Genomic DNA, 19,727 nt, shown 5'->3' on the forward strand with positions numbered 1-19,727 from the left:
CGCTTAAGGCTACTCGGTGATTGTCGCTCTCGGATGCCTACGCGTTAATCGTCGCTCGGAAAGTGGCTGCAACTGGCGAGTCTTCCGGCAGATCAGCCCGACGAACCGCGACGACACGTCCTCCGGTGCGAAGCACTCGCGCGGCGATCTCGTCGACGAGCCGATACGTCGTCGGCCCGGGTTCAGGTACGTTGAAGATCTCCCCAAACTCGTCGATCACGCCCTCGTCGTTCGTGTCGATATCGAAGAGGAGCGACTCGACCTGTCCGGCACTCGCCGCCTGCGCCACCGCCTCGAGGTTTGCGCTCGCGCGCTGCTGCGGCTGCCGGTTCCCGAAGGTCTCGCACCATTCCGCGAGCTTCGCCGCGTAGCGACGGTCAAGCACTTCACGCCCACGCTTCTCGAGGTCGGCGAGCGACAGGGAGGCCGGGTTCGCCTCGATGCCCTCCTCGACGAGATTGTCGCTCGTGTTAATCGCACGGTAGGCGGATGCGAGATCGGGGCCCGCAGCGAGGACGAGCGGGCTCGTGTCGTCCCCGATTTCGTGACGAACCGCATCCTGCACGATCGAGCAATAGCGGCGCAGCTCGACCTTCGGCCCGAGTGTGCCGTCGGCTTTGTGCCGATCGGCGCGACCGCCGTTCACGTCGCGACCGAGCACATCCGCGGCATCGTCGGGGAGCGTCGAGAGCGCCACCTCGCGACGGTTCGCCTGCGCGTCGAGGTACAGCAACCGCACGTCGCCAACCGTCAGCGCGAGGACATAGCCGGTGTGGCGAAAGCTGGCGGAGCGCACGAGCGGCCCGACATCAAAGCGGTCGCCGACGGCCGTGAGGTTCGCGAGGTGATTCATGAGCCGGAAGGCGCTGAGCCCCTCGGGCGACACGAAGACCGCGACAGTGCGGGCCTGCGAGGCCCAGAAATCGCGGTCACTCTCGAGCGTGTGGACGTGCGCGGCAATCGCGTCGCGATCGGACTTTGGCACGTCGATCTGCGCAAGCTCGCGCAGTGCTTCACTCGTCGCTGATCGCAGCGCGAGTCGGACGGCTTCGGTGTCGTGGACGACAGCCCCACCGTCGCCATTCGCAGCAGCGCTGACATAGATCGACACACTCGCGACGTTGCGGTGCTTCGTGAGATTGGCGAATTCTTCTGCAGAGGGAATATCGATGCTCATCTCCGCATACTACGCACCGATCGTTGGAACTCAATCAATGCGCACCGATCGGAAAATGCCGATCGTTGCGGGAAACGATGCCTAGTGCGCGGAACGCTTCGTTCCGCGTTTCGGGGGCGCGGTGAGCGGGTCCGCGGGCCACGGATGCTTGGGGTAGCGGCCGCGCATCTCGGCCCGTACCTGCGCGTAGGCGTTCGCCCAGAACGACGCGAGGTCATCCGTCACAGCGAGGGGCCTGCGGGCTGGGGAGAGCAGATGGAGGAGTACGGGCACCCGGTCGTCGATGATGCGTGGGGTTTCGACCCAGCCGAAGCACTCCTGCAGCTTCACGGCGAGAATGGGCTTCGCATCCGGCTCGTCGATGGCCGGGTAGTCGAGGCGAATCTGCGACCCGCTCGGCACCTCGATTCGCTCCGGCGCGAGCGCCTCGAGTTGCGCGGCCTCGGGCCACGGCAACAGCCTTCGCACGGGGTCGAGCAGCGGGATGCGGTTCAGGCTTGTTCCGGATGCGATCCGGTCGAGTTCGGGACCAAGCCATTCCTCGAGACGCTCGAGTAACGCCGCGTCCGAGACGTCGGGCCAGGGTTCGCCGAGCTCGCGGTGAAGGAGGCCCAGGCGCGCCCGCAGTTCTGCGGCCTCGTCAGACCAGGTGAGCGCGCCGAGTCCGCGTTCTTTCAGCATGGCGATCACAGCCGCTCGGGCCTGCGCCGGGTTGGGCGCCACCGCGACGCTCGAGAGCTCGATCGCCCCGATCGCGCGGATGCGCCGCCCGACCACGCGATCGTCGCGCCAGACGGTGTGGACTCGCTCACCGGCGAGCGGTCCCGCCACCAGCAGCGCGGTGTCGACGGATACGGGCACGGCGGTGCGGATAATCGTGCCGCGGGGAGTTCTTGCGAGGTCGGCGATGGCGAGCCACTCTTGGCCGAAGAGTGCGGAGTCGGCGGGGAGCGTGGCACCCGTGCCGCTCGCGAGGAGATAGTCACCCGCGGCGCCCCGCTGCCTCGCGATGCGGTCGGGGTAGGCGAGCGCCACGACGAGCGCGAGGGAGTCGTCTGAGGCGGGTGCTGGCGATGCCTGGTTAGTCGGCGCCTTTTCGGCCCGCGCCTTCTCGCGAGTGGGGAGCAGCGCGGTGAGTCGGCGCACATCCTCCTGCCAGCGGCGCGTCGCCGGTGTCCCGCCGCGACGCAACTGCCTTACGAGCGCGGCGAGGTCGGCTCCCGGAGCGCGCGCATCCGACTCGATCGCGGCGACGGCCTGCGCGGCGCTCGTTGCGCCGACGAGCTCGGCCGCGTCGACCAGGGCGCGCGCGAGGCGCGGATGCGTCGGGATGCGCGCGAGCAACCGCCCCCGTTCGGTCACAGTGACGCGATCCTCGACCAACTCGATCGCCCCGAGCGCGGCGAGTGTTTCGTGTGCGCGAGCGAGGGCGCGCGGCTCTGGCGCGTCGGGGAGCGCCATGCCCTCGCCGCCGGGCGCGCCCCAGACCGCGAGCGTCAGCGCGGCGCTCGTGAGGTCGGCCGTCAGGATCTCGGGTCGCGCGTGCTCCGGGAACGTCGCCCACTCGTGTTCCGCCACGAGCCGGACGGCGGCGCCTGGGCCAGTGCGGGCCGCACGCCCGGCCCGCTGATCGCCCGAGGCGCGGGCGACGGGAACCGTGACGAGTCCCGCGATATTGCGCTCAACATCCAACCGCGGCTCCCGCGCGAGGCCCGAGTCAATCACGAGCCGCACATCCGGGACGGTGAGCGAGGACTCCGCCACCGACGTCGCGACGACCGCGCGCCGACGCAGGTTCGGATCGGGACGAAGCGCCGCATCCTGCGCCGCCGGGCTCAGCGATCCGGTCAGCGGCAGGGCGTCTACGCCGAGGTCTCGCAGCCGCGCGACCACCGTGTCGACCTCCCACGCGCCTGGAACAAACACCAGCGCCGCGCCCTCATCGAGCTTCGCCAGTTCGGCTGCGGTGGTGTGGGCCACGTGCTCGAGGAACGGCCTGCTCACCCCGCGCTGATCGAGTCGCGGGCCGGGTGCCGGGGCATAGCTAATTTCGAGCGGGTGGGGCTGCGCTGGCGTGCGCACGATCGGGACGTCCTCGCCGAGGAGGCGGGCCCAGCGCTCCGCGTCGATCGTCGCCGACATCGCAACGAGCGCGAGGTCATCGCGAAGCTCCGCGACCTCACACAGCATCGCGAACGTCAGATCGGCATCGAGATCCCGCTCGTGGACCTCATCCATGATGACGACGTCGACGCCCTCGAGTTCAGGCGAGGCGAGCAGCCGCCGCAGCAGTAACCCCGCCGTCACGAATTCGATCCTCGTCGATGCGCTGGTGCGCGAGTCGCCTCGAACCGAGTAGCCAATCTCGCGACCGAGCTTCGTGCCGGTCAGGGATGCGAGGCGCGCCGCCGCTGCCCGGGCCGCGATCCGCCGTGGCTGGGTCACGATGACCCGGCCGAGCGCGTTTGCCGCGACCGGCGGCACGACCGTGGTCTTCCCGGAGCCAGGTGGGGCCTCGACCACCACGCGCCCGCGCCCCGCGAGCGCACGCTCGAGATCGGGCACCATCGCGGCGGCGGGGAGCCCGTGGGAGATCGCACTGAGATTGAACATCGGTGTGCCAGATCGTACCCGGGGCACGCGAATCGCCGAACTCCGCGATCGGATGCAACCAGTGTTGGATGCACCGGGCGTCAGAAGCCGGGAATACTGGAGACACAGAGGGGTCGGATCGGCCGGCCCACAGGGAAAGGCCACAGCCACATGGATTTCTTCGCCACGCCGCTTGTCATAGTGGGCGTAGTCGTCGTCATCGTTGTCCTCGTGGTGCTCGCGATCATCTTCGCGATCATCACCCGAACCTGGTATCGGACCGCCGCGGCTGACGAAGCGCTCGTCATCACCGGAAAGGCAAAGCGGGGTGCCGAATCCTCAAAGATCGACGTGGTGTCCGGTGGCGGTCTCTTCGTCAATCCCTTCACTCAGCGCTCGTCGAAGCTCTCGCTGCGCTCGCGGTCGATCGAGATTAAGCCGACCGCGCAGGCCGCGAACGGCGTGACCGTCGACGTCGAGGGAATTGCGCTCGTCAAGATCGGCTCGCAGCCGGACTTCATCCGCCGTGCCGCCGAGCGATTCCTGTCGCAGGACCGCGCGATCGAAGCCTTCACGACCGAGGTGCTCGAAGGTGCGCTCCGTGGCGTCGTTGCGACGCTTACCGTCGAGACACTCATGAAGGACCGCAAGGCACTCGCCGCGCAGATCGCGGAGGGTATCGAGGGCGACCTCGAGCGCCAGGGCCTCGTGCTCGACTCGTTCCAGATTCTCGGCATCACCGACCAGGGCGGCTACATTGAGGCGCTCGGTGCGCAGGAGCTCCAGCGCGTGCACCGTGAGGCGGACACCGCGCGGATCGACGCCGAACGCGCCGTCGCGAAGCGCCAGATTGAGACCAATGCGGAAACGCTCGTCGAGCGCACGCAGTTCCAGGAGTCCGAGGCGGACGCGAAGGCGCGAGTGGGCCGCGCCAACGCCGAGGCAGAGCAGGCAGAGGCGCTGCGCCGTGCCGAGCTGCAGCAGGCCGTCCTCGAGCAGGAAGCGAACAACAAGCAGTCGCAGCTCGATGCTGAGGTGAAGAAGGTCGCGGATGCGAGCCTCTACGAGCAGGAGCGTCGCGCCGACGCCCGCGCGTACGAGCAGGCCAAGGAAGCAGACACCCGCAAGCAGGTTGCAGAGGCGGATGCGCACGCGCGCACGACCGCGGCCCGCGCCGACGCGAGTGCCCGCACTACCGCGGCCGAGGCCGAAGCGGCCGCGCGTCGCGCAGAGGCAGACGCCGAGGCACACGCGCGTCGAGTCCAGGCTGAGGCCGACGCAGAGGCGATTCGCCAGGCCGGTGAGGCCGAGGCGGCCGCCCAGCTCGCGATCGGTGAGTCGATCGAGAAGCACGAGCAGGTGCTCATCACCCAGAAGCTCATCGACCAGCTCGTACCGATGGTTGCCGAGTTCGCGAAGGCACAGACCGCCATCGGCGGCTACACGGTCATCTCGACCGAAGGCGCTGCCGAGCACCAGGCCGCGCAGTCCGCCGCGACGCTGAAGGCACCGTTCGACGCGGTGGAGGCCGCGACCGGCATCGACCTCGGCGCCATCATCCAGTCGAGTATCCAGGGTGAGCGCACCGGCAGCGCACTCGGTGAGGCGCTGCGCGGGAAGACCGAGTCGGGGGAGTAGATCCGGCGGAGTAGATCCGGCTCACAGCCTGCGTCGCCCGCGGAACTGTCCTGGCCCCGAAAGCATGCGCTTTCGGGGCCAGAACGGTTTCCGGGCCAACTGTGGTCGTCGTGCCCGGCTTGGATTTCAGGCAATCGTGTCAGGTGGCAGCGTCTCGTGACACCGTCTCGTGAAAAACTGTCTCCCATGACTCAAGAGATCAGCCCTGCCCCGAGCTCTGCCCCGATCCCGGCCGCGGTCGGCCCGCGCGAATCCGGCCCCGACGGTCGGCCGCTCCTGCTGTTCATCCACGGCTTCGGATCACACGAGCGCGATCTGCCGGGCCTCGCCCCGCACCTCGGCGACGGCTGGGACTGGCTCTCGGTGCGTGCGCCGTACGCACTGCCGACCGGCGGCGCGGCCTGGTTCCCGCTTTCCGAAGGCGGACCCATTGATCGCGGGGCAATCGACGCGGCGCTCGCGGGGCTCGAGGGGTTCATCGAGAGCCAGACTTCGGGCCAGCCGATCGTGCCGATCGGTTTTTCGCAGGGCGGGCTCATGACGACCGAGCTGCTGCGCTCGGGACGAGTCGAGATTGCCGCCGCCGCGATCCTTTCCGGGTTCGTCGATCCGACTCCCCGAGAGTCGGATGCGCGGCTGCTCGAGGAGCACAAGCGCGTCTTCTTCGGGCGAGGCACGGCGGATCCGATCATTCAGGAGCACCGGTTTGCTGCGACGGAGGAGTGGGTGACTGAGTTCACCGACGCCACAGTCAAAGTCTATCCGGGACTCGCGCACGCGGTGTCGCAAGAGGAGCTCCAGGACCTCCGCGTCTTCCTCGACGGACTTGGCATCACCGGCGCTTAGACCTCGGCGCTGATTTCGCTCGATCCGTCGGCGCGCACGCTCACCTGCACGTGCGCCGGGATGCGCTCCTGCATTGATCCCACGTGGCTGATCACACCGATCGTGCGGCCGCCCTCGCGGAGTTGGTCGAGGGTGCGCATCGCGACCTCGAGGGTGTCGCTGTCGAGGGAGCCGAAGCCCTCGTCGATGAACAGCGTGTCGAGGGAAATGCCGCCGGAGTTGGCCGAGACGACGTCCGCCAGTCCGAGCGCGAGCGCCAGCGAGACGAGGAAAGTCTCGCCACCCGAGAGCGACTTCGGCGGCCGAGACTTGCCGTTGTACACGTCGAAGATTTTCAGCCCGAGGCCGGACTGTCGGCCGTGGCCCGCGAGCTCGTCGTCGAGTTCGAGCTCGTAGCGGTTCGCGGTGATGTCGCTGAGGCGCGCGTTCGCCGCCGCGAGCACCTCCTCGAGGTAGGCGGCCAGCACGAACGCTTCCAGGTTCTGCTTCCGCTCGTTCTGACCGCTGAGCGCCTGGGCGAGGTCCTGCTCGGCCTGGGCGCGCTCGCCGAGGTTGTCGATCTCGCGGAGCACGTCGTTCGCGGTGTCGACGGCAGTGCGAACGTCGGCGAGCTGGGTCTCGGCCACGCCCAGGGTGCGATTCGCCTCGTCGAGCAGGTCTTGCGCCTCGCGGGCAATGCGCTCGGGTTCGTGAACGTCCACCGGTGCGTCCGGGAGGCCCTGGAGCTCGGGGGAGCTTAGGGTCTCCTCGGTGGCATGCAGATTCTTGTTGTAGGTCTCGCGCTCGGCCTTCAGTTGCTTGCGGACCGCATCCGTCAGTCTGGCCTCGACAACTTCGGAGTCGGTGGAGAATTCGCTGTCCTCAAGCGCCGCATCGAGTTCCGCTTTGGTCGCATTCGCAGTCTCTCCCGTGCGGCGGGCTTCGGCCTTGGCGTCGACCACGGATTGGCTCTCCGCCTGGATCGCGGTCGCACGGGCGAGCCGCTCGGCGACGCTCGGGTAGTCCCCGCGAAGTTCGACCTCCCGGTTGCGGAGGTCGGTCAGCTGGGTGCCGAGCGTCGTCAGTTCGGTCTGGGCCGCCTCGCGCGCGGCGGTGAGTCGGGTGGACTCCTCGGTGTCTTGTGCTGCTGCGCGCTGGAGTGATTCGAGCGACTCGGTCATTGTGGCTATCTCGCCGGCAGCGGCCCGGATGCTCTTGAGCGTCGCCTGCGCCTTGACAAGGTTCTCGGTTGCCGCATCTTCGCCGAGCCCGCCAGCCTGGGTACGGACGCCCTCCGCCTTGCTTTTCGCGGTCGCGAGGGCGTCGTGGGCTTTATTTGCCAGGTCCTGGGCCGCGCGCGATGCTGCTTTCGCAGAGTCGAGGGCCTGGTCGGTCACCGGCTCGACTTTGCGGATGGCCGGCGCGGGATGCTCGACCGAGCCGCATACTTGGCACGGCTCGCCGGGCACGAGCTGCTCGGCGAGGCTCGACGCGGAGCCAGCCAAGCGTTGGGTCCAGAGGTCGCTTTCGTGCTGGCCGGCCTGTACCGAGGCGGTCAGCGCAGCAGACACCGCCTCTTGCGCTTTCTCGATCGCGGCATCGCATCCGGGCAGCGCGCGAGCCGCGTTGAGCTGCGCCTGCGCCCGAGCGACGGAATCCTCGGCCGCCTCCGCGCCCTTGGCGCGCTCACGAGCGGCCGACAACTCGCCGGAGAGAGTGTTTCGCTGCTCCGGTCGCTGCGCGATTCGCTCATTGAGATCCGCCAGCTCTTGTTCGGCGCGTTGCGCGGCGGCGGTGCTCAGGTCGATTTCGCGCTGCTTCTTCGTGATGAGCGAGTCGATGTTTTCGGACTGCTTCAGGATGCCGATCTGTTCAACGAGTCCACGGGCCAGGACCTCGGCGTCGTCGATGCCCGGATGCGGCCGATTCGGCAGCGGGGTTCTGGTCGCGGCGGTCTCGACGTCGAGCTCGCGCTCCAGCCGATCGACCGCGCTGAGCAGCGCCTTCTGCGCCGTTTCACGAGCGTCGACGGCGCGTCGATACGTGTCCACACGCGGTGACAGACGAGCGGCCTTCTCATCCACGACCAGCTTGGCGATCACGTCTCGCTTAAGCCGCTCTTCGTCAGCGAGGAGCGCATCCCGCTGCCGCAGCGCCCCGTCACGTCGCGCCTGGCGTTCCTGGACCTCGCGGATCTTTCGGAGCGACTCGTCCGCAGCCTTGCGCGTCGCCGATCGCTCGTCTCGGATCGATTCGCGTCGGAGCTTTTCGGCTCCCGCGTGCTCGACGAACGCCGCGAGCCACGCGGCGGTGATGTCGCGCGGGGCTGGCAGCTTCTCCCCGGTGGCAGAGCCTTCGGCGGTTGCCGAGTGCTCGCCAGCCGCCGAATCTTCGTCCGCTGCGGTACCGTCCACCGTCGTGCCGTCGTCAGCAATGACCTCGCCAGCTGCCACCTTGCCTGCCGCACCGACTTCGCTCGCCGCATCGATCGCATCCCGGCGCGCCTCGAGCGAGTCGGCGATCTCCGTCAGCCGCTCGCGCAGCCGATCGAGCGCGTCGCCCGAGACCTTGGCGCGTTCCGAAATTCGGTCGGACAACGTCTTGTATTTCGCGGTGCGGAAGAGCGTCCGGAGTACCTGCTGCCGGTCCTTCGATTCGACGTGCAGAAACTCCTGAAACTTGTTTTGCGCGAGCATGACGACCTGGAGGAACTCGTCCGCGTTGAGGGGAAAGACCTCGCGCAACTGTTCCGCGACGACATTTGCCTTGGTTCCCGTGCTGACCCATGTCTCGCCGTCGAGGTACGCGAATTCCTGCTTCGGTTGCTGCGGCGTCGTCCCCTCGCCGCGCTTCTTGGGCACCTCATAGCCGGGCGAGCGCGAGATGCGAAAGTGCCGACCGCCGTGCTCGAACTCGAGCGTGACCTGGGTGGCATCGCCCACCTCGGCGAAGTCGCTGCGCACGCTCTTCGGCGCTTCGGCGTCGTAGCGCGGGGTCCGGGCGTAGAGCGCGAACGTGATGGCGTCGAGGATGCTCGATTTCCCGGCTCCGGTCTTGCCGCCGATGAGGAACAACCCCTCCTCGCTGAACTGCGTGAAGTCGACGACCTGTCGTCGGTGGAAGGGGCCGAAGCCCTCCAGCTCCAGATTGAGGATCTTCATCGGGTCGCTCCTTCCACGGTGATCTGCTCAAAGACCTCGGCCAGAATTTCCTGCTCGATGGCGGTCGGGCCGACGCCGTTTCTCGTGTGTTCGAGGAAGCGCGCCACCCGCTGCTCGTCCGTGACCGCGGCAGCCAGCTTCTCGGCGTAGGTCTCCGCGCTCTTGTCGGCTCGCGTCAAGGGCGTGTGCTCGACATGGATCGCGTGCGGAAAACGGCTCCGTAGCCGCGCCATCGCGTCGAGGGGGCGCGCCTGGTCGGTGAGGGACGCGGCGATCCAGTGATCGCGATACTTCGCGTACGACTCGTGCCCAAGCAGCTCGTCGATCTCTCCGCGTAGCCGCGTGAGCGGGCGCGGCACGGGCAATTCGAGCCACTCGGCGCTCGAGAAACCCGCGCCATCGAAATCGATGAGCCAGGCACCGCGTGGCGCCCCCGCCTCCGAGAACGAGTAGTGCAGCGGTGCCCCCGAGTAGCGGATGTTCGCGCGCAGCTCGGCGCGGCCATGGATGTGGCCCAGCGCGACGTAATCGAAGCCGTCGAAGGTCTCGAGGGGGACGACGTCGAGGCCGCCGGCCGTGAGGTCGCGCTCGATGTCCTCGGCATTTGCCGAGGCGGGTACGCCGGCCGCGAAGCAGTGACCGATGAACACTGAGCGGGCCGGGTGTGTTGCCAAGTGTTCCCGAGCCCGGTCGGCGGCCCATTGCATCACCGCGGCCTGTGCACAAGTCTGCGGGGCGCCGTCAAGATGCCGTAGGAGGGCCGGTTCGAGGTAGGGGACTCCGTAGAAGGTGACCGGACCAAACTCATCCTCGAGCGTCACCGTCTCGAATATCGCCTCCGGATCCGCGATCACGTGGATGCCCGACTCGCGTGCCCAGCGTGACTGGAATCGCAGCCGCGCGGCGGAGTCGTGATTACCGCTCGTCAGAATGACCACCGCGCCCGTTTCGTGCAACGCGACGAGGGCTTCAGTGAGGGCGTCATAGGCGCCCGCGGCGGGCACCGCGGTGTCGAAAATATCGCCCGCCACGACAACGACATCGACGTTTTGCGCGCGCACGGCCTCCGTCAGCGAGGCCAGTACGGTGCGGAGATTCTCGCCAACCTGCTCGCCGAAAAAGGTTCTACCGATGTGCCAGTCGGAAGTGTGCAAAATCCTCATGCCCGAAGGCTATCGGCAGCCACCGACTCGGTCGCTATTCCACGACGACGGGCACCTTCGGCAGGATGCGTCGAACCTGCGCCACGAGGAACCAGACAAGCAAGATGCCGATCACCGCATCGGCAGCAATATAGAAATAGTGCGTCGTCGATCCGCCGGTCGACTCGCCCGCAAGCACCGCGTTGGTGTGCTGCGCGAGGAGCGGGCGGACCACGAAAAGCTTGATCGCAAGCACGAGGGCGAGCCCACCAAACAACATCCAGGTGCGGCGGTCGCTGCGGGGGTGCCATAGCGCGACGGCCAGTGTGATCGCAATGATCAGCTCCACGATGTTCATTGCGAGGAACACGAGTCGCCCGATTCCGAGGCCAAGGGGAATCGTGATGCCGGGCGCCTGAAACTTCAACGGTGCCTCGATCAGATCGATGGCGATAATCATGCCGATCCAGATGGCGGGAAGGATGATGCGCAGCGCGTAGGCAACTCGAGGGGACATGCGCGTAAGCCTATGGCTCCGACGCGGCAGCGTGCTTTCCTTGGGCCGTGTTTATTCGCCCGATCGCTGCCAGGCCCGCGTTATTCGCCCGGCGCGGTCACGAAGTCGATGAGCTCCTCGACCCGACCGATGACCGATGGCTCGAGGTCCTTCCAGTCACGCACTCGATCCAGGATGAGTCGCCACGCGTTCGCAATGTCGGCCTGGTCGTCGTGGGGGAGACCGAGGGCCGCGCAGATCCCGTGTTTCCAGGACTGCCCCTTCGGGATCACAGGCCAGGCCTCCCGGCCAAGGCGCTGTGGGCGCACGGCCTGCCAGACGTCAACGTAGGGGTGGCCGACGACGAGCACCGCATCCGCGCCGAACTGCTGGGTAATGCCCTGCGCAATCCTGGTCTCTTTCGAACCCTTAACGAGGTGGTCGAGGAGCACACCCACCCGGCGCGACGGCGTCGGGCCGAACTCGCTCAGGACGGCGTCGAGGTGGTCGGCACCCTCGAGGTACTCGACGACGACGCCCTCGACGCGCAGGTCGTGACCCCAGACCTTCTCGACCAGCTCGGCGTCGTGCTTGCCCTCGACGAAGATTCGCCCGGCGCGCGCGACGCGGGCGGGCGCGTTCTGCACCACGAACGATCCGGATGCGCTCCTCGCGGGGCCCTTTTGCGTCGGGGCACGGAAGGCGAGCTTCACGGCGCCCTCGTCGTCCATGAAGGTGCCGTGCCGCGGAAACGACCGCCGCTGCCCATCCGCATCCGCGAGCGTCACCGTCTCACGATCGGCCGCGACGAGCTGCCCATAAAACTGTGTCGGCGCATCCTCGAGCCACATCCCTCGGCGGGCGGTCACCTCGCGAGGCTTGCGGGGGCGCTTGCTCTCGCGGAAGGTCGTTAGGGGATCACGGTCGTAACGGTCATCGAAGCTCACGCGCTGCAGTGTAGCCCGGAGGCCTACTCAGGGGCGGCCTCGACACCTGCTTTAGAGTTGTCCCAGGAAACCCCGGCACTATTGGGAGAGATTGCCATCGCCGTGGGTGCGGTAGGGTTGACAGTCTTGACCAAGCAGGAGGAATAAATGGCGCAGTTCGACGAGCGAGATTCTGATCAGAGCTCAAACGCCGGCGCCACCCCGGAGCCGGAAACATCTTCGACGATGTCCTTCACCGGGGACTTTAGCGCGCAGCTCGCAGCGCTGATCGCCGGTGGAGTATCCAAAGAAGAGATGGACTCGATTGGCGCTCTGCCGTCCGGGTCTGCGCTCCTGATCGTCCGCCGCGGGAACAACGTCGGGGCTCGATTCTTGCTTGATACCGATCTGCAGATTGCCGGGCGTCACCCGAACGCAGAGATCTTCCTCGATGATGTCACGGTCTCGCGCCGCCACGCTGAGTTCACCCGCCAAGGCCGCAATTTCCAGGTTCGTGACCTGGGCTCGTTGAACGGTACCTACTACAACGGGGAGCGCATCGATCAGGTGCAGCTCGCGAACGGTGGCGAGGTACAAATTGGTAAGTACCGCCTCACGTTCTATGCGTCGCCGCTCGACGCGAGTGCGCCGGCAATGGGAGCCGAGTAGTCCCTATGGGATTGGGTTCTGCCGCGTCTCGAAGCTCCGGGGCGCTCCCAAAGCTGTCCATCGGTCAGGTCTTGCAGCGCCTCGGCGCCGAACATCCAGAGCTCACACCCTCGAAAATTCGTTTCCTCGAGGAACAGGGGCTGGTGCATCCTGCCCGGACGAGTTCGGGATACCGGAAGTTTTCGGATGCGGACGTCGAGCGAATCCGGACCATCCTCGCGCTGCAGCGTGACTACTATCTCCCGCTGAAGGTCATCGCGGAACACCTCGAGTCGCTCGATCGTGGCGAGCGTCCGGAACTGCCGACGCCCGTCGCGCCGCGACCGAAAGCGAATGGCGGTAGCATCTTCTCGAGCGAGGCCGAGTTCAGCCGCGAAGAGCTGCTGCGTCGTTCGGGCGCATCCCGAGAACTCCTGGAGCAGGCGCAGGCGGCGAGCCTATTGCCGCGGGCAACGACATTCACCGCCGACGACCTCAACATGCTCACGGCACTGATCGAGCTTGAGCGAAGCGGCATCGGCCCGCGCCACCTGCGCCCGTTTCGCACCTCGGCGCAACACGAGATCGGCCTCATCGAGCAGGCACTGACCGGAATTTCCCGCAAGCCGGACTCGACACATCGGCACCGCACCGAGGCTAAGGCGGAGGAACTCGCGGATGCGTTGGAGCGGGTTCGGCGGGGTCTCGTGCGGCAGTCGCTGCGCGATCGCCACAATGGTCGCTGATCCGCTCGGTCTCTGAGGCGAGGTCTCTGGACCGCTCGTCGCCAAGTCATTCGAGCGGCAAGTCGAGACGCGGCAAGATTACGGTTTGGTCTCAAGCTCTACTTGAACGTTAGATTTTTCGGCGTGGCTCCCACAACTCCCGCTCGCCGATGAAACGATCACATCGTTGTATTTCGACCCTCGAGGTATGGCGCGGCCTCACCTAGACTGAGTGTGGCCTAAGAGTTCGCCTGGCGGCGAAAACTTCAGCGGGCGCGCCTCCTACGAGTGTCGCCGGTGGAAGTTAGCGTTAGTACAGGCATTGCGACGGGCAAGAAAGGTGGCGTCATGAGTGTGCAGAACGATGGAGGCTCGAGCGGGCCTCAGCAAGAGCTGCTATTTACCGACGGGCTTCCCGATCTCGACCCCAATCTCGGTTATCGGGGTGCCGTTGCCGCTCGGGTAGCGGGCATCACGTATCGGCAGCTCGACTACTGGGCACGCACGAATCTTGTCGAGCCGAGCATCCAGGATGCGTCTGGCTCCGGGTCGAAGCGCCTCTACTCGTTCCGCGACATCCTCGTGCTGAAGCTTGTGAAGCGTCTGCTCGAAACGGGAATCTCGCTGCAGCAGATTCGGGTCGCGGTTGAGCAGCTGCACGACGCGGGAATCACCGATCTTGCGCAGACGACGCTGATGTCGGACGGCGCGAGCGTGTACCTCTGCACGTCCAACGACGAGGTCATTGACCTCGTGCAACGCGGTCAAGGAGTGTTCGGCATTTTTGTTGGACAGGTACTACGAGAGGTCGAAGATAACCTCGTAGACATCGAAACCGACGAGGTTGACCCCATGGATGAGCTCGCCGCACGCCGGAAAAACCGCGCCAGCTAGGAAATCCACCTTCCGCTTTGTAGATATCGCCTAATTCGAGTCGCTCGGATTTGTGCCCCCTTCGGCTATATTCATGAGAACACTTGTGAGCCAGCCAAAGGGGGCATCGTTTGTTCAAGAAGATCCTTGTAGCAAACCGTGGCGAAATCGCGATCCGAGGATTTCGCGCCGCAGTTGAATTGGGAGCCCGCACAGTTGCGGTTTACCCGTTCGAAGACCGTAATTCGCTTCACCGTCTGAAGGCAGACGAGGCGTATGAGATTGGGTCAGAGGGGTCTCCGGTACAGGCGTACCTGAACATCGACGAGATCATTCGCGTCGCGCTCGAGAGTGGCGCGGACGCGATTTACCCGGGATACGGATTCCTCTCCGAGAACGCCGACCTGGCGAAGGCGTGTGCCGACAACGACATCACGTTCATCGGCCCGTCGGCAGAGGTCCTCGCGAACGCGGGGAACAAGGTGCACGCGAAGCAGCAGGCGATTCGCGCGGGCGTGCCCGTGCTCAAGTCGTCCGATCCGTCCACCGATATCGACGCGCTGATCGCGGCGGCCGACGAGATCGGTTTCCCGGTCTTCGCTAAGGCCGTCGCGGGCGGTGGTGGGCGCGGGATGCGCCGCGTCGAGACACGTGACGACCTCCGTGGGGCGCTCGAGTCGGCCATGAAGGAGGCGAAGTCCGCGTTCGGTGACGACACGATGTTTATCGAGCAGTGTGTGCTTCGCCCGCGCCACATCGAGGTGCAGGTCCTTGCCGACAACACCGGCGAGGTCGTTCACCTGTTCGAGCGCGACTGCTCGGTGCAGCGCCGACACCAGAAGGTTGTCGAGATAGCGCCGGCCCCGAACCTCGACCCCGAGCTCGCGCAGGCCCTGTACCGGGATGCGGTCGCGTTCGCCAAGTCGATCAACTACGCCAACGCCGGCACCGTCGAGTTCCTCGTGGACACTGCCGGAGAGCGCGCTGGCGAGCACGTGTTCATCGAGATGAACCCGCGCATCCAGGTCGAGCACACCATCACCGAGGAGATCACCAACGTCGACCTCGTGCAGTCGCAGATGCGCATTGCCGCGGGAGAGACGCTCGCCGACCTCGAGCTCGAGCAGGACAACATCTCGATGCGCGGCTTTGCCCTGCAGTGCCGCATCACCACGGAGGACCCGGCTCACGACTTCCGCCCCGACTCTGGCACGATCACGACCTACCGCTCGGCCGGTGGCTCGGGCATCCGCATCGACGGCGGCACGATCTCGACCGGTGCCGAGGTTCTGCCGTACTTCGACTCGCTGCTGCTCAAGCTCATTTCCTACGGCCGCGACTTCGAGACCGCGGTGCAGCGCGGCCGCCGCGCGCTCGCCGAGTTCCGCGTGCGCGGTATCGCGACGAACATCCCGTTCCTTCAGGCCGTGCTCGCGGACGACTCCTTCCAGCGTGGCGACCTGTCGACCGGGTTCATCGAGGAACGCCCCGAGCTGTTCCACTACAAGAAGTCGGGCGACCGCGCGACCAAGATGCTGAACTGGCTTGCCGACGTCACGGTTAACCAGCCGAACGGCGAGCGACCCACCTCGACTCGGGCGCGCCTCAAGCTGCCGCGCGTCGACGAACTCGAGGTACCGCGTGGCGAGCGGGATGCGCTGCTCGAGCTTGGCCCTTCGGCCTGGGCTCAGGCCCTGCGCGCAGACAACCGTCTTCGCGTCACGGACACCACCTTCCGCGATGCGCACCAGTCGCTGCTCGCGACGCGCGTCCGCACGAAGGACCTCACGATCGCCGCGCCGTACGCCTCGAAGAAGCTCCCCGAACTGCTCTCGGTCGAGGCCTGGGGCGGCGCGACCTACGACGTGGCGCTCCGGTTCCTTGGCGAAGATCCCTGGGAGCGCCTCGAGAAGCTGCGTGCGGCAATGCCCAACGTGCCCATCCAGATGCTGCTGCGCGGCCGCAATACTGTCGGCTACACACCGTCACCGACCGGGGTGACGCAGGCATTCGTCCGTGAGGCAACGGCAACCGGTGTCGACATCTTCCGTATCTTCGACGCGCTGAATGACGTTGAGCAGATGCGTCCCGCGATCGAGGCAGTCCTCGAGACCGACACCGCTGTCGCCGAGACGGCGATGTGCTACACCGGCAACCTGCTCGACCCGAACGAGGACCTCTACACGCTCGACTACTACCTCCGACTCGCGGAGCAGATCGTCGACGCGGGCGCGCACGTCCTCGCGATCAAGGACATGGCTGGACTCCTGCGTCCGGCCGCCGCGGGCAAGCTCGTCACGGCGCTGCGCGAGCGATTCGACCTGCCCGTGCATGTGCATACCCACGACACGGCCGGTGGCCAGCTCGGCACCCTCCTCGAAGCGAGCCGCGCGGGTGCGGATGCGGTGGACGTCGCCTCCGCGCCGATGGCGGGCACGACCAGCCAGGTTTCGATGAGCGCGCTCATCGCGGCGCTCGAGGGCACCGATCGCGACACCGGGCTCGACCTGAACGCGGTCACCGACTTCGAGCCCTACTGGGAAGCGGTCCGTCACATCTACCACCCGTTCGAGTCGGGCCTACCCGGCCCCACCGGACGTGTCTACCGTCACGAGATTCCCGGGGGTCAGCTCTCCAACCTGCGTCAGCAGGCGATCGCGCTTGGCCTCGCGGACCACTTCGAGCGCATCGAGGACATGTATGCCGCAGCGGACCGCATCCTGGGACGCATCCCGAAGGTGACGCCGTCGTCGAAGGTGGTTGGCGACCTCGCGCTGCACCTGGTCGCGGTGAACGCGGACCCGGAAGAATTCGAGCAGAATCCTGACCGCTTCGACGTGCCGGACTCGGTCATCGGCTTCCTCGCGGGCGAGCTCGGAAACCTCCCCGGCGGTTGGCCCGAGCCTTTCCGCACGAAGGCGCTCGCCGGCAAGAACGTCAACATCGAGATCAAGCCGCTTACCGAGGCCGAGGAGCAGGGGCTCGCGGGCGATTCCGCGACTCGCCGCCAGACGCTCAACCGCTTCCTCTTCTCGCAGCCGACGGCGATCTACGAGGACACGAAGGAGCTCTTCGGCGACCTGTCCGTGCTCGACTCGATCGAGTACCTCTACGGGCTCGAACAGGGCGACGAGAAGCGCGTGCGCCTGGGCAAGGGCGTCGACATTTTCGTCACGCTCGAGGCGATCGGCAAGCCGGATGACGAAGGTAAGCGCACAGTGATGACCACGCTCAACGGTCAGCTCCGTCCCGTCCTCGTACGCGACCGCCACGTGCAGGTCGACACGGTCACCCGCGAGAAGGCGGATGGCAGCAACATCGGCCACGTCGCCGCGCCATTCTCGGGCGTGGTGACGGTTCGTGTCGAGCCGGGCGCCCACATCGCCCAGGGCGACCAGGTCGCGACCATCGAGGCGATGAAGATGGAGGCGTCCATCACCGCGACGACCGCGGGTATCATCGAGCGAGTGGTGCTGAGCGCACCCGAGGAAGTTGACCACGGCGATCTGCTCGTCGTGATCCGTCCGGACGACAACATCGGAGCCATCGGCGGTGAGTAGCAAGCACGCTGGCCATGGCTCCCTAACTTGACAGTGAGGGCCATGGCCAGCAACACCGCGAACGATCGCGTCGAGACGTTTGACCTCATCATCATTGGTACCGGCTCGGGAAACAGCATCCCGTCGCCAGCACTGAGCGACCTGAAGATCGCGATTGTCGACGACGGTCGCTGGTTCGGGGGCACGTGCCTCAACGCTGGCTGCATCCCGACGAAGATGTTCGTCCGCCCGGCCGACCTCGCGCGAAATGTGCGCGAGGCCGGCCGGCTCGGTGTTTCCACGGCTGGCGTTGACTTGGATTGGAACGCGGTCCGGGACCGGGTCTTCGGGCGAATCGACCCGATTTCGCAGGGCGGTGAGGCTTACCGTGACTCGGGGGAGCCCAATATCTCACTCGTACGCGAGACAGTCCGCTTCACGGGCACCCACGAGATCACGACGACCTCGGGTCGCGTGCTGCGCGCATCCCAGATCGTCATTGGCGGTGGCTCGCGGCCCCGCGAGCTCGAGGTCCTGCCATTCGGCGACACCGTGTTCACGAGCGATGACGCGATGCGGCTCGAGTCACTGCCGGGCCGTATCGTCGTGATCGGCGGTGGCGTGGTCGCCGCCGAGTTCGCCGCGATTTATTCCGGGTTCGGCGCTGAGGTCACTCAGATCAACCGGTCGCCGCTGTTCCGTGATCTCGACCGCGATATCCGCGCGACCTTCACGAGTGCGGGATCGCGCAACTGGACGATCCGCACCGGCGTGGAAGTCGCCGAGGCGACCCACGGGGATGCTGGCTGGACCTTGACGCTGACCGATGCATCCACGCTCGAGGCGGATGCGGTGCTCGTCGCCGCCGGCCGCAGGCCCAATACCGACCGACTCGACACACCGGCCGCGGGCTTCGACCACCACGAGGATGGTCGGCTGCAGGTCGACGAGTACCAGCGCGTGCTCCTGGGCGGCCAGCCCGTCGGGGGAGTGTATGCACTCGGCGATATTTCCTCGCCGCATCAGCTCAAGCATGTCGCGAACCAGGACGCGCGCATCGTCGCGAGTAACCTCGTCGCCGAGCGGGCGGATGCGCCGCTCACCGCAAATACGCTTGGTCCCGTTCCGTACACGGTCTTTAGCGCTCCCGAGATCGCGGTGTTCGGCGCGACCCTCGACGAGGCAAAGGCGGCTGGCAAGGATGCGATCGAGGTGCGCCAGGACTACGGCGGCACCGCGTGGGGCTGGGCGCTCGAAGACACCGAAAGCTTCTGCAAGCTCGTGGTCGAGCGCGGTTCGGGCAAGCTTCTCGGCGCCCACATCATCGGGCCGGATGCGCCTATCCTGCTGCAGCCGCTCATTCAGGCGGCGAGCTTCGGCCAGTCCGTCAAGGGGCTCGCGCGTGGCCAGTACTGGCCGCACCCCGCCGCCACCGAGATTATTGAGAACGCGCTGCTCCACGCAGAGGAGGAAATCCAGAAGTGACCGTCCGCGACATCCGCTACTACGGCGACCCGGTGCTGCGCACCCCGGCCGACCCCATCACCAAGATTGATGACAACGTGCGCAATCTCGTCCGCGACCTGCTCGACAGCACGGCACTCGAGGGGCGCGCGGGGGTCGCGGCTCCCCAGATCGGCGTTGGCCTGCAGGCGTTCAGTTGGCACATCGACGGCAAGACCGGCTACGTGCTGAACCCGGTGCTCGAAGAGGTGCGCGGGGAACCGACCGAAATCGACGAGGGCTGCCTGTCGGTGCCCGGCCTGTGGTTCAAGACCAAGCGCTACCCGTTCGCGCGGGTGCGCGGCATCGATCTCGACGGGAACGAGGTCGTGCTCGAGGGCGAGGGCCTCATGGCCCAGATGCTGCAGCACGAGACGGACCACCTCAAGGGGAAGGTGTATATCGACACCCTCGCCAAGGACGAGCGAAGGGCGGCGATGCGCCAGATCCGCGAATCGGACTGGTTCTAGCGCTCGCCGCCC

General features: G+C 66.6%; 14 protein-coding genes. 8 read left to right on the forward strand and 6 right to left on the reverse strand.

All coding sequences use genetic code 11. From position 1 onward, the window contains the following. Positions 1 to 37 precede the first annotated feature (37 nt). Together GMOLON4_RS02775 and hrpB are read right to left on the reverse strand one after the other, a co-directional pair. Positions 38 to 1,177, reverse strand: a complete 1,140-nt coding sequence (locus GMOLON4_RS02775) for a baeRF11 domain-containing protein (protein WP_026936066.1) — start codon at positions 1,175 to 1,177, stop codon at positions 38 to 40. An 81-nt stretch (positions 1,178 to 1,258) separates the two neighbouring features. After that, positions 1,259 to 3,790 (reverse strand): ATP-dependent helicase HrpB, encoded by a 2,532-nt coding sequence (gene hrpB / locus GMOLON4_RS02780; protein ID WP_035731868.1) that lies wholly within the window; start codon positions 3,788 to 3,790, stop codon positions 1,259 to 1,261. A 150-nt stretch (positions 3,791 to 3,940) separates the two neighbouring features. Here hrpB and GMOLON4_RS02785 point away from each other — a divergent pair, with 150 nt between their 5' ends. Further along, the gene (locus GMOLON4_RS02785) at positions 3,941 to 5,407 is read left to right on the forward strand and encodes an SPFH domain-containing protein (protein WP_026936064.1); all 1,467 of its coding nucleotides are present in this window, start codon (positions 3,941 to 3,943) and stop codon (positions 5,405 to 5,407) included. A gap of 186 nt (positions 5,408 to 5,593) precedes the next feature. After that, positions 5,594 to 6,253, forward strand: a complete 660-nt coding sequence (locus tag GMOLON4_RS02790; protein WP_051266197.1) for an alpha/beta hydrolase — start codon at positions 5,594 to 5,596, stop codon at positions 6,251 to 6,253. On the opposite strand, the gene GMOLON4_RS02795 is transcribed toward GMOLON4_RS02790, so the two are convergent. From GMOLON4_RS02795 to GMOLON4_RS02810, 4 genes are all read right to left on the reverse strand, one after another. Continuing rightward, complete coding sequence (locus tag GMOLON4_RS02795) at positions 6,250 to 9,393, reverse strand: AAA family ATPase (protein ID WP_026936063.1); 3,144 nt, start codon at positions 9,391 to 9,393, stop codon at positions 6,250 to 6,252. The genes GMOLON4_RS02790 and GMOLON4_RS02795 overlap by 4 nt on opposite strands. Continuing rightward, a complete protein-coding gene (locus tag GMOLON4_RS02800; protein ID WP_026936062.1) occupies positions 9,390 to 10,556 on the reverse strand; it encodes an exonuclease SbcCD subunit D in 1,167 nt (388 codons plus the stop codon). The genes GMOLON4_RS02795 and GMOLON4_RS02800 overlap by 4 nt, the downstream gene beginning before the upstream one ends. A gap of 34 nt (positions 10,557 to 10,590) precedes the next feature. Beyond that, complete coding sequence (locus GMOLON4_RS02805) at positions 10,591 to 11,052, reverse strand: hypothetical protein (protein WP_026936061.1); 462 nt, start codon at positions 11,050 to 11,052, stop codon at positions 10,591 to 10,593. A gap of 80 nt (positions 11,053 to 11,132) precedes the next feature. Continuing rightward, positions 11,133 to 11,978, reverse strand: a complete 846-nt coding sequence (locus GMOLON4_RS02810; protein WP_051266194.1) for a DUF3097 family protein — start codon at positions 11,976 to 11,978, stop codon at positions 11,133 to 11,135. A 147-nt stretch (positions 11,979 to 12,125) separates the two neighbouring features. Between GMOLON4_RS02810 and GMOLON4_RS02815 the strand changes: the two genes are divergently transcribed. From GMOLON4_RS02815 to GMOLON4_RS02840, 6 genes are all read left to right on the forward strand, one after another. Next, positions 12,126 to 12,626: an FHA domain-containing protein gene (locus GMOLON4_RS02815; RefSeq protein WP_035731865.1), complete on the forward strand. Its 501-nt coding sequence runs from the start codon at positions 12,126 to 12,128 to the stop codon at positions 12,624 to 12,626. A 5-nt stretch (positions 12,627 to 12,631) separates the two neighbouring features. Next, positions 12,632 to 13,351 (forward strand): transcriptional regulator FtsR, encoded by a 720-nt coding sequence (ftsR, locus tag GMOLON4_RS02820; RefSeq protein ID WP_035731862.1) that lies wholly within the window; start codon positions 12,632 to 12,634, stop codon positions 13,349 to 13,351. A gap of 327 nt (positions 13,352 to 13,678) precedes the next feature. Then, positions 13,679 to 14,224 (forward strand): MerR family transcriptional regulator, encoded by a 546-nt coding sequence (locus GMOLON4_RS02825; RefSeq protein WP_026936058.1) that lies wholly within the window; start codon positions 13,679 to 13,681, stop codon positions 14,222 to 14,224. A gap of 110 nt (positions 14,225 to 14,334) precedes the next feature. Beyond that, positions 14,335 to 17,763 carry a pyruvate carboxylase gene (locus tag GMOLON4_RS02830; protein WP_026936057.1) on the forward strand — a complete coding sequence of 1,143 codons (3,429 nt, stop codon included), beginning with the start codon at positions 14,335 to 14,337 and terminating at the stop codon, positions 17,761 to 17,763. A 42-nt stretch (positions 17,764 to 17,805) separates the two neighbouring features. Continuing rightward, on the forward strand, positions 17,806 to 19,227 hold the full coding sequence (locus GMOLON4_RS02835; protein WP_035731859.1) for a mycothione reductase: 1,422 nt from the start codon (positions 17,806 to 17,808) through the stop codon (positions 19,225 to 19,227). Beyond that, entirely contained in the window at positions 19,224 to 19,715 is a 492-nt protein-coding gene (locus GMOLON4_RS02840) for a peptide deformylase (RefSeq protein ID WP_026936055.1), read from the forward strand. The genes GMOLON4_RS02835 and GMOLON4_RS02840 overlap by 4 nt, the downstream gene beginning before the upstream one ends. Positions 19,716 to 19,727: the final 12 nt, after the last annotated feature.

It is taken from the genome of Gulosibacter molinativorax, from assembly GCF_003010915.2.
GTDB lineage: Bacteria > Actinomycetota > Actinomycetes > Actinomycetales > Microbacteriaceae > Gulosibacter > Gulosibacter molinativorax.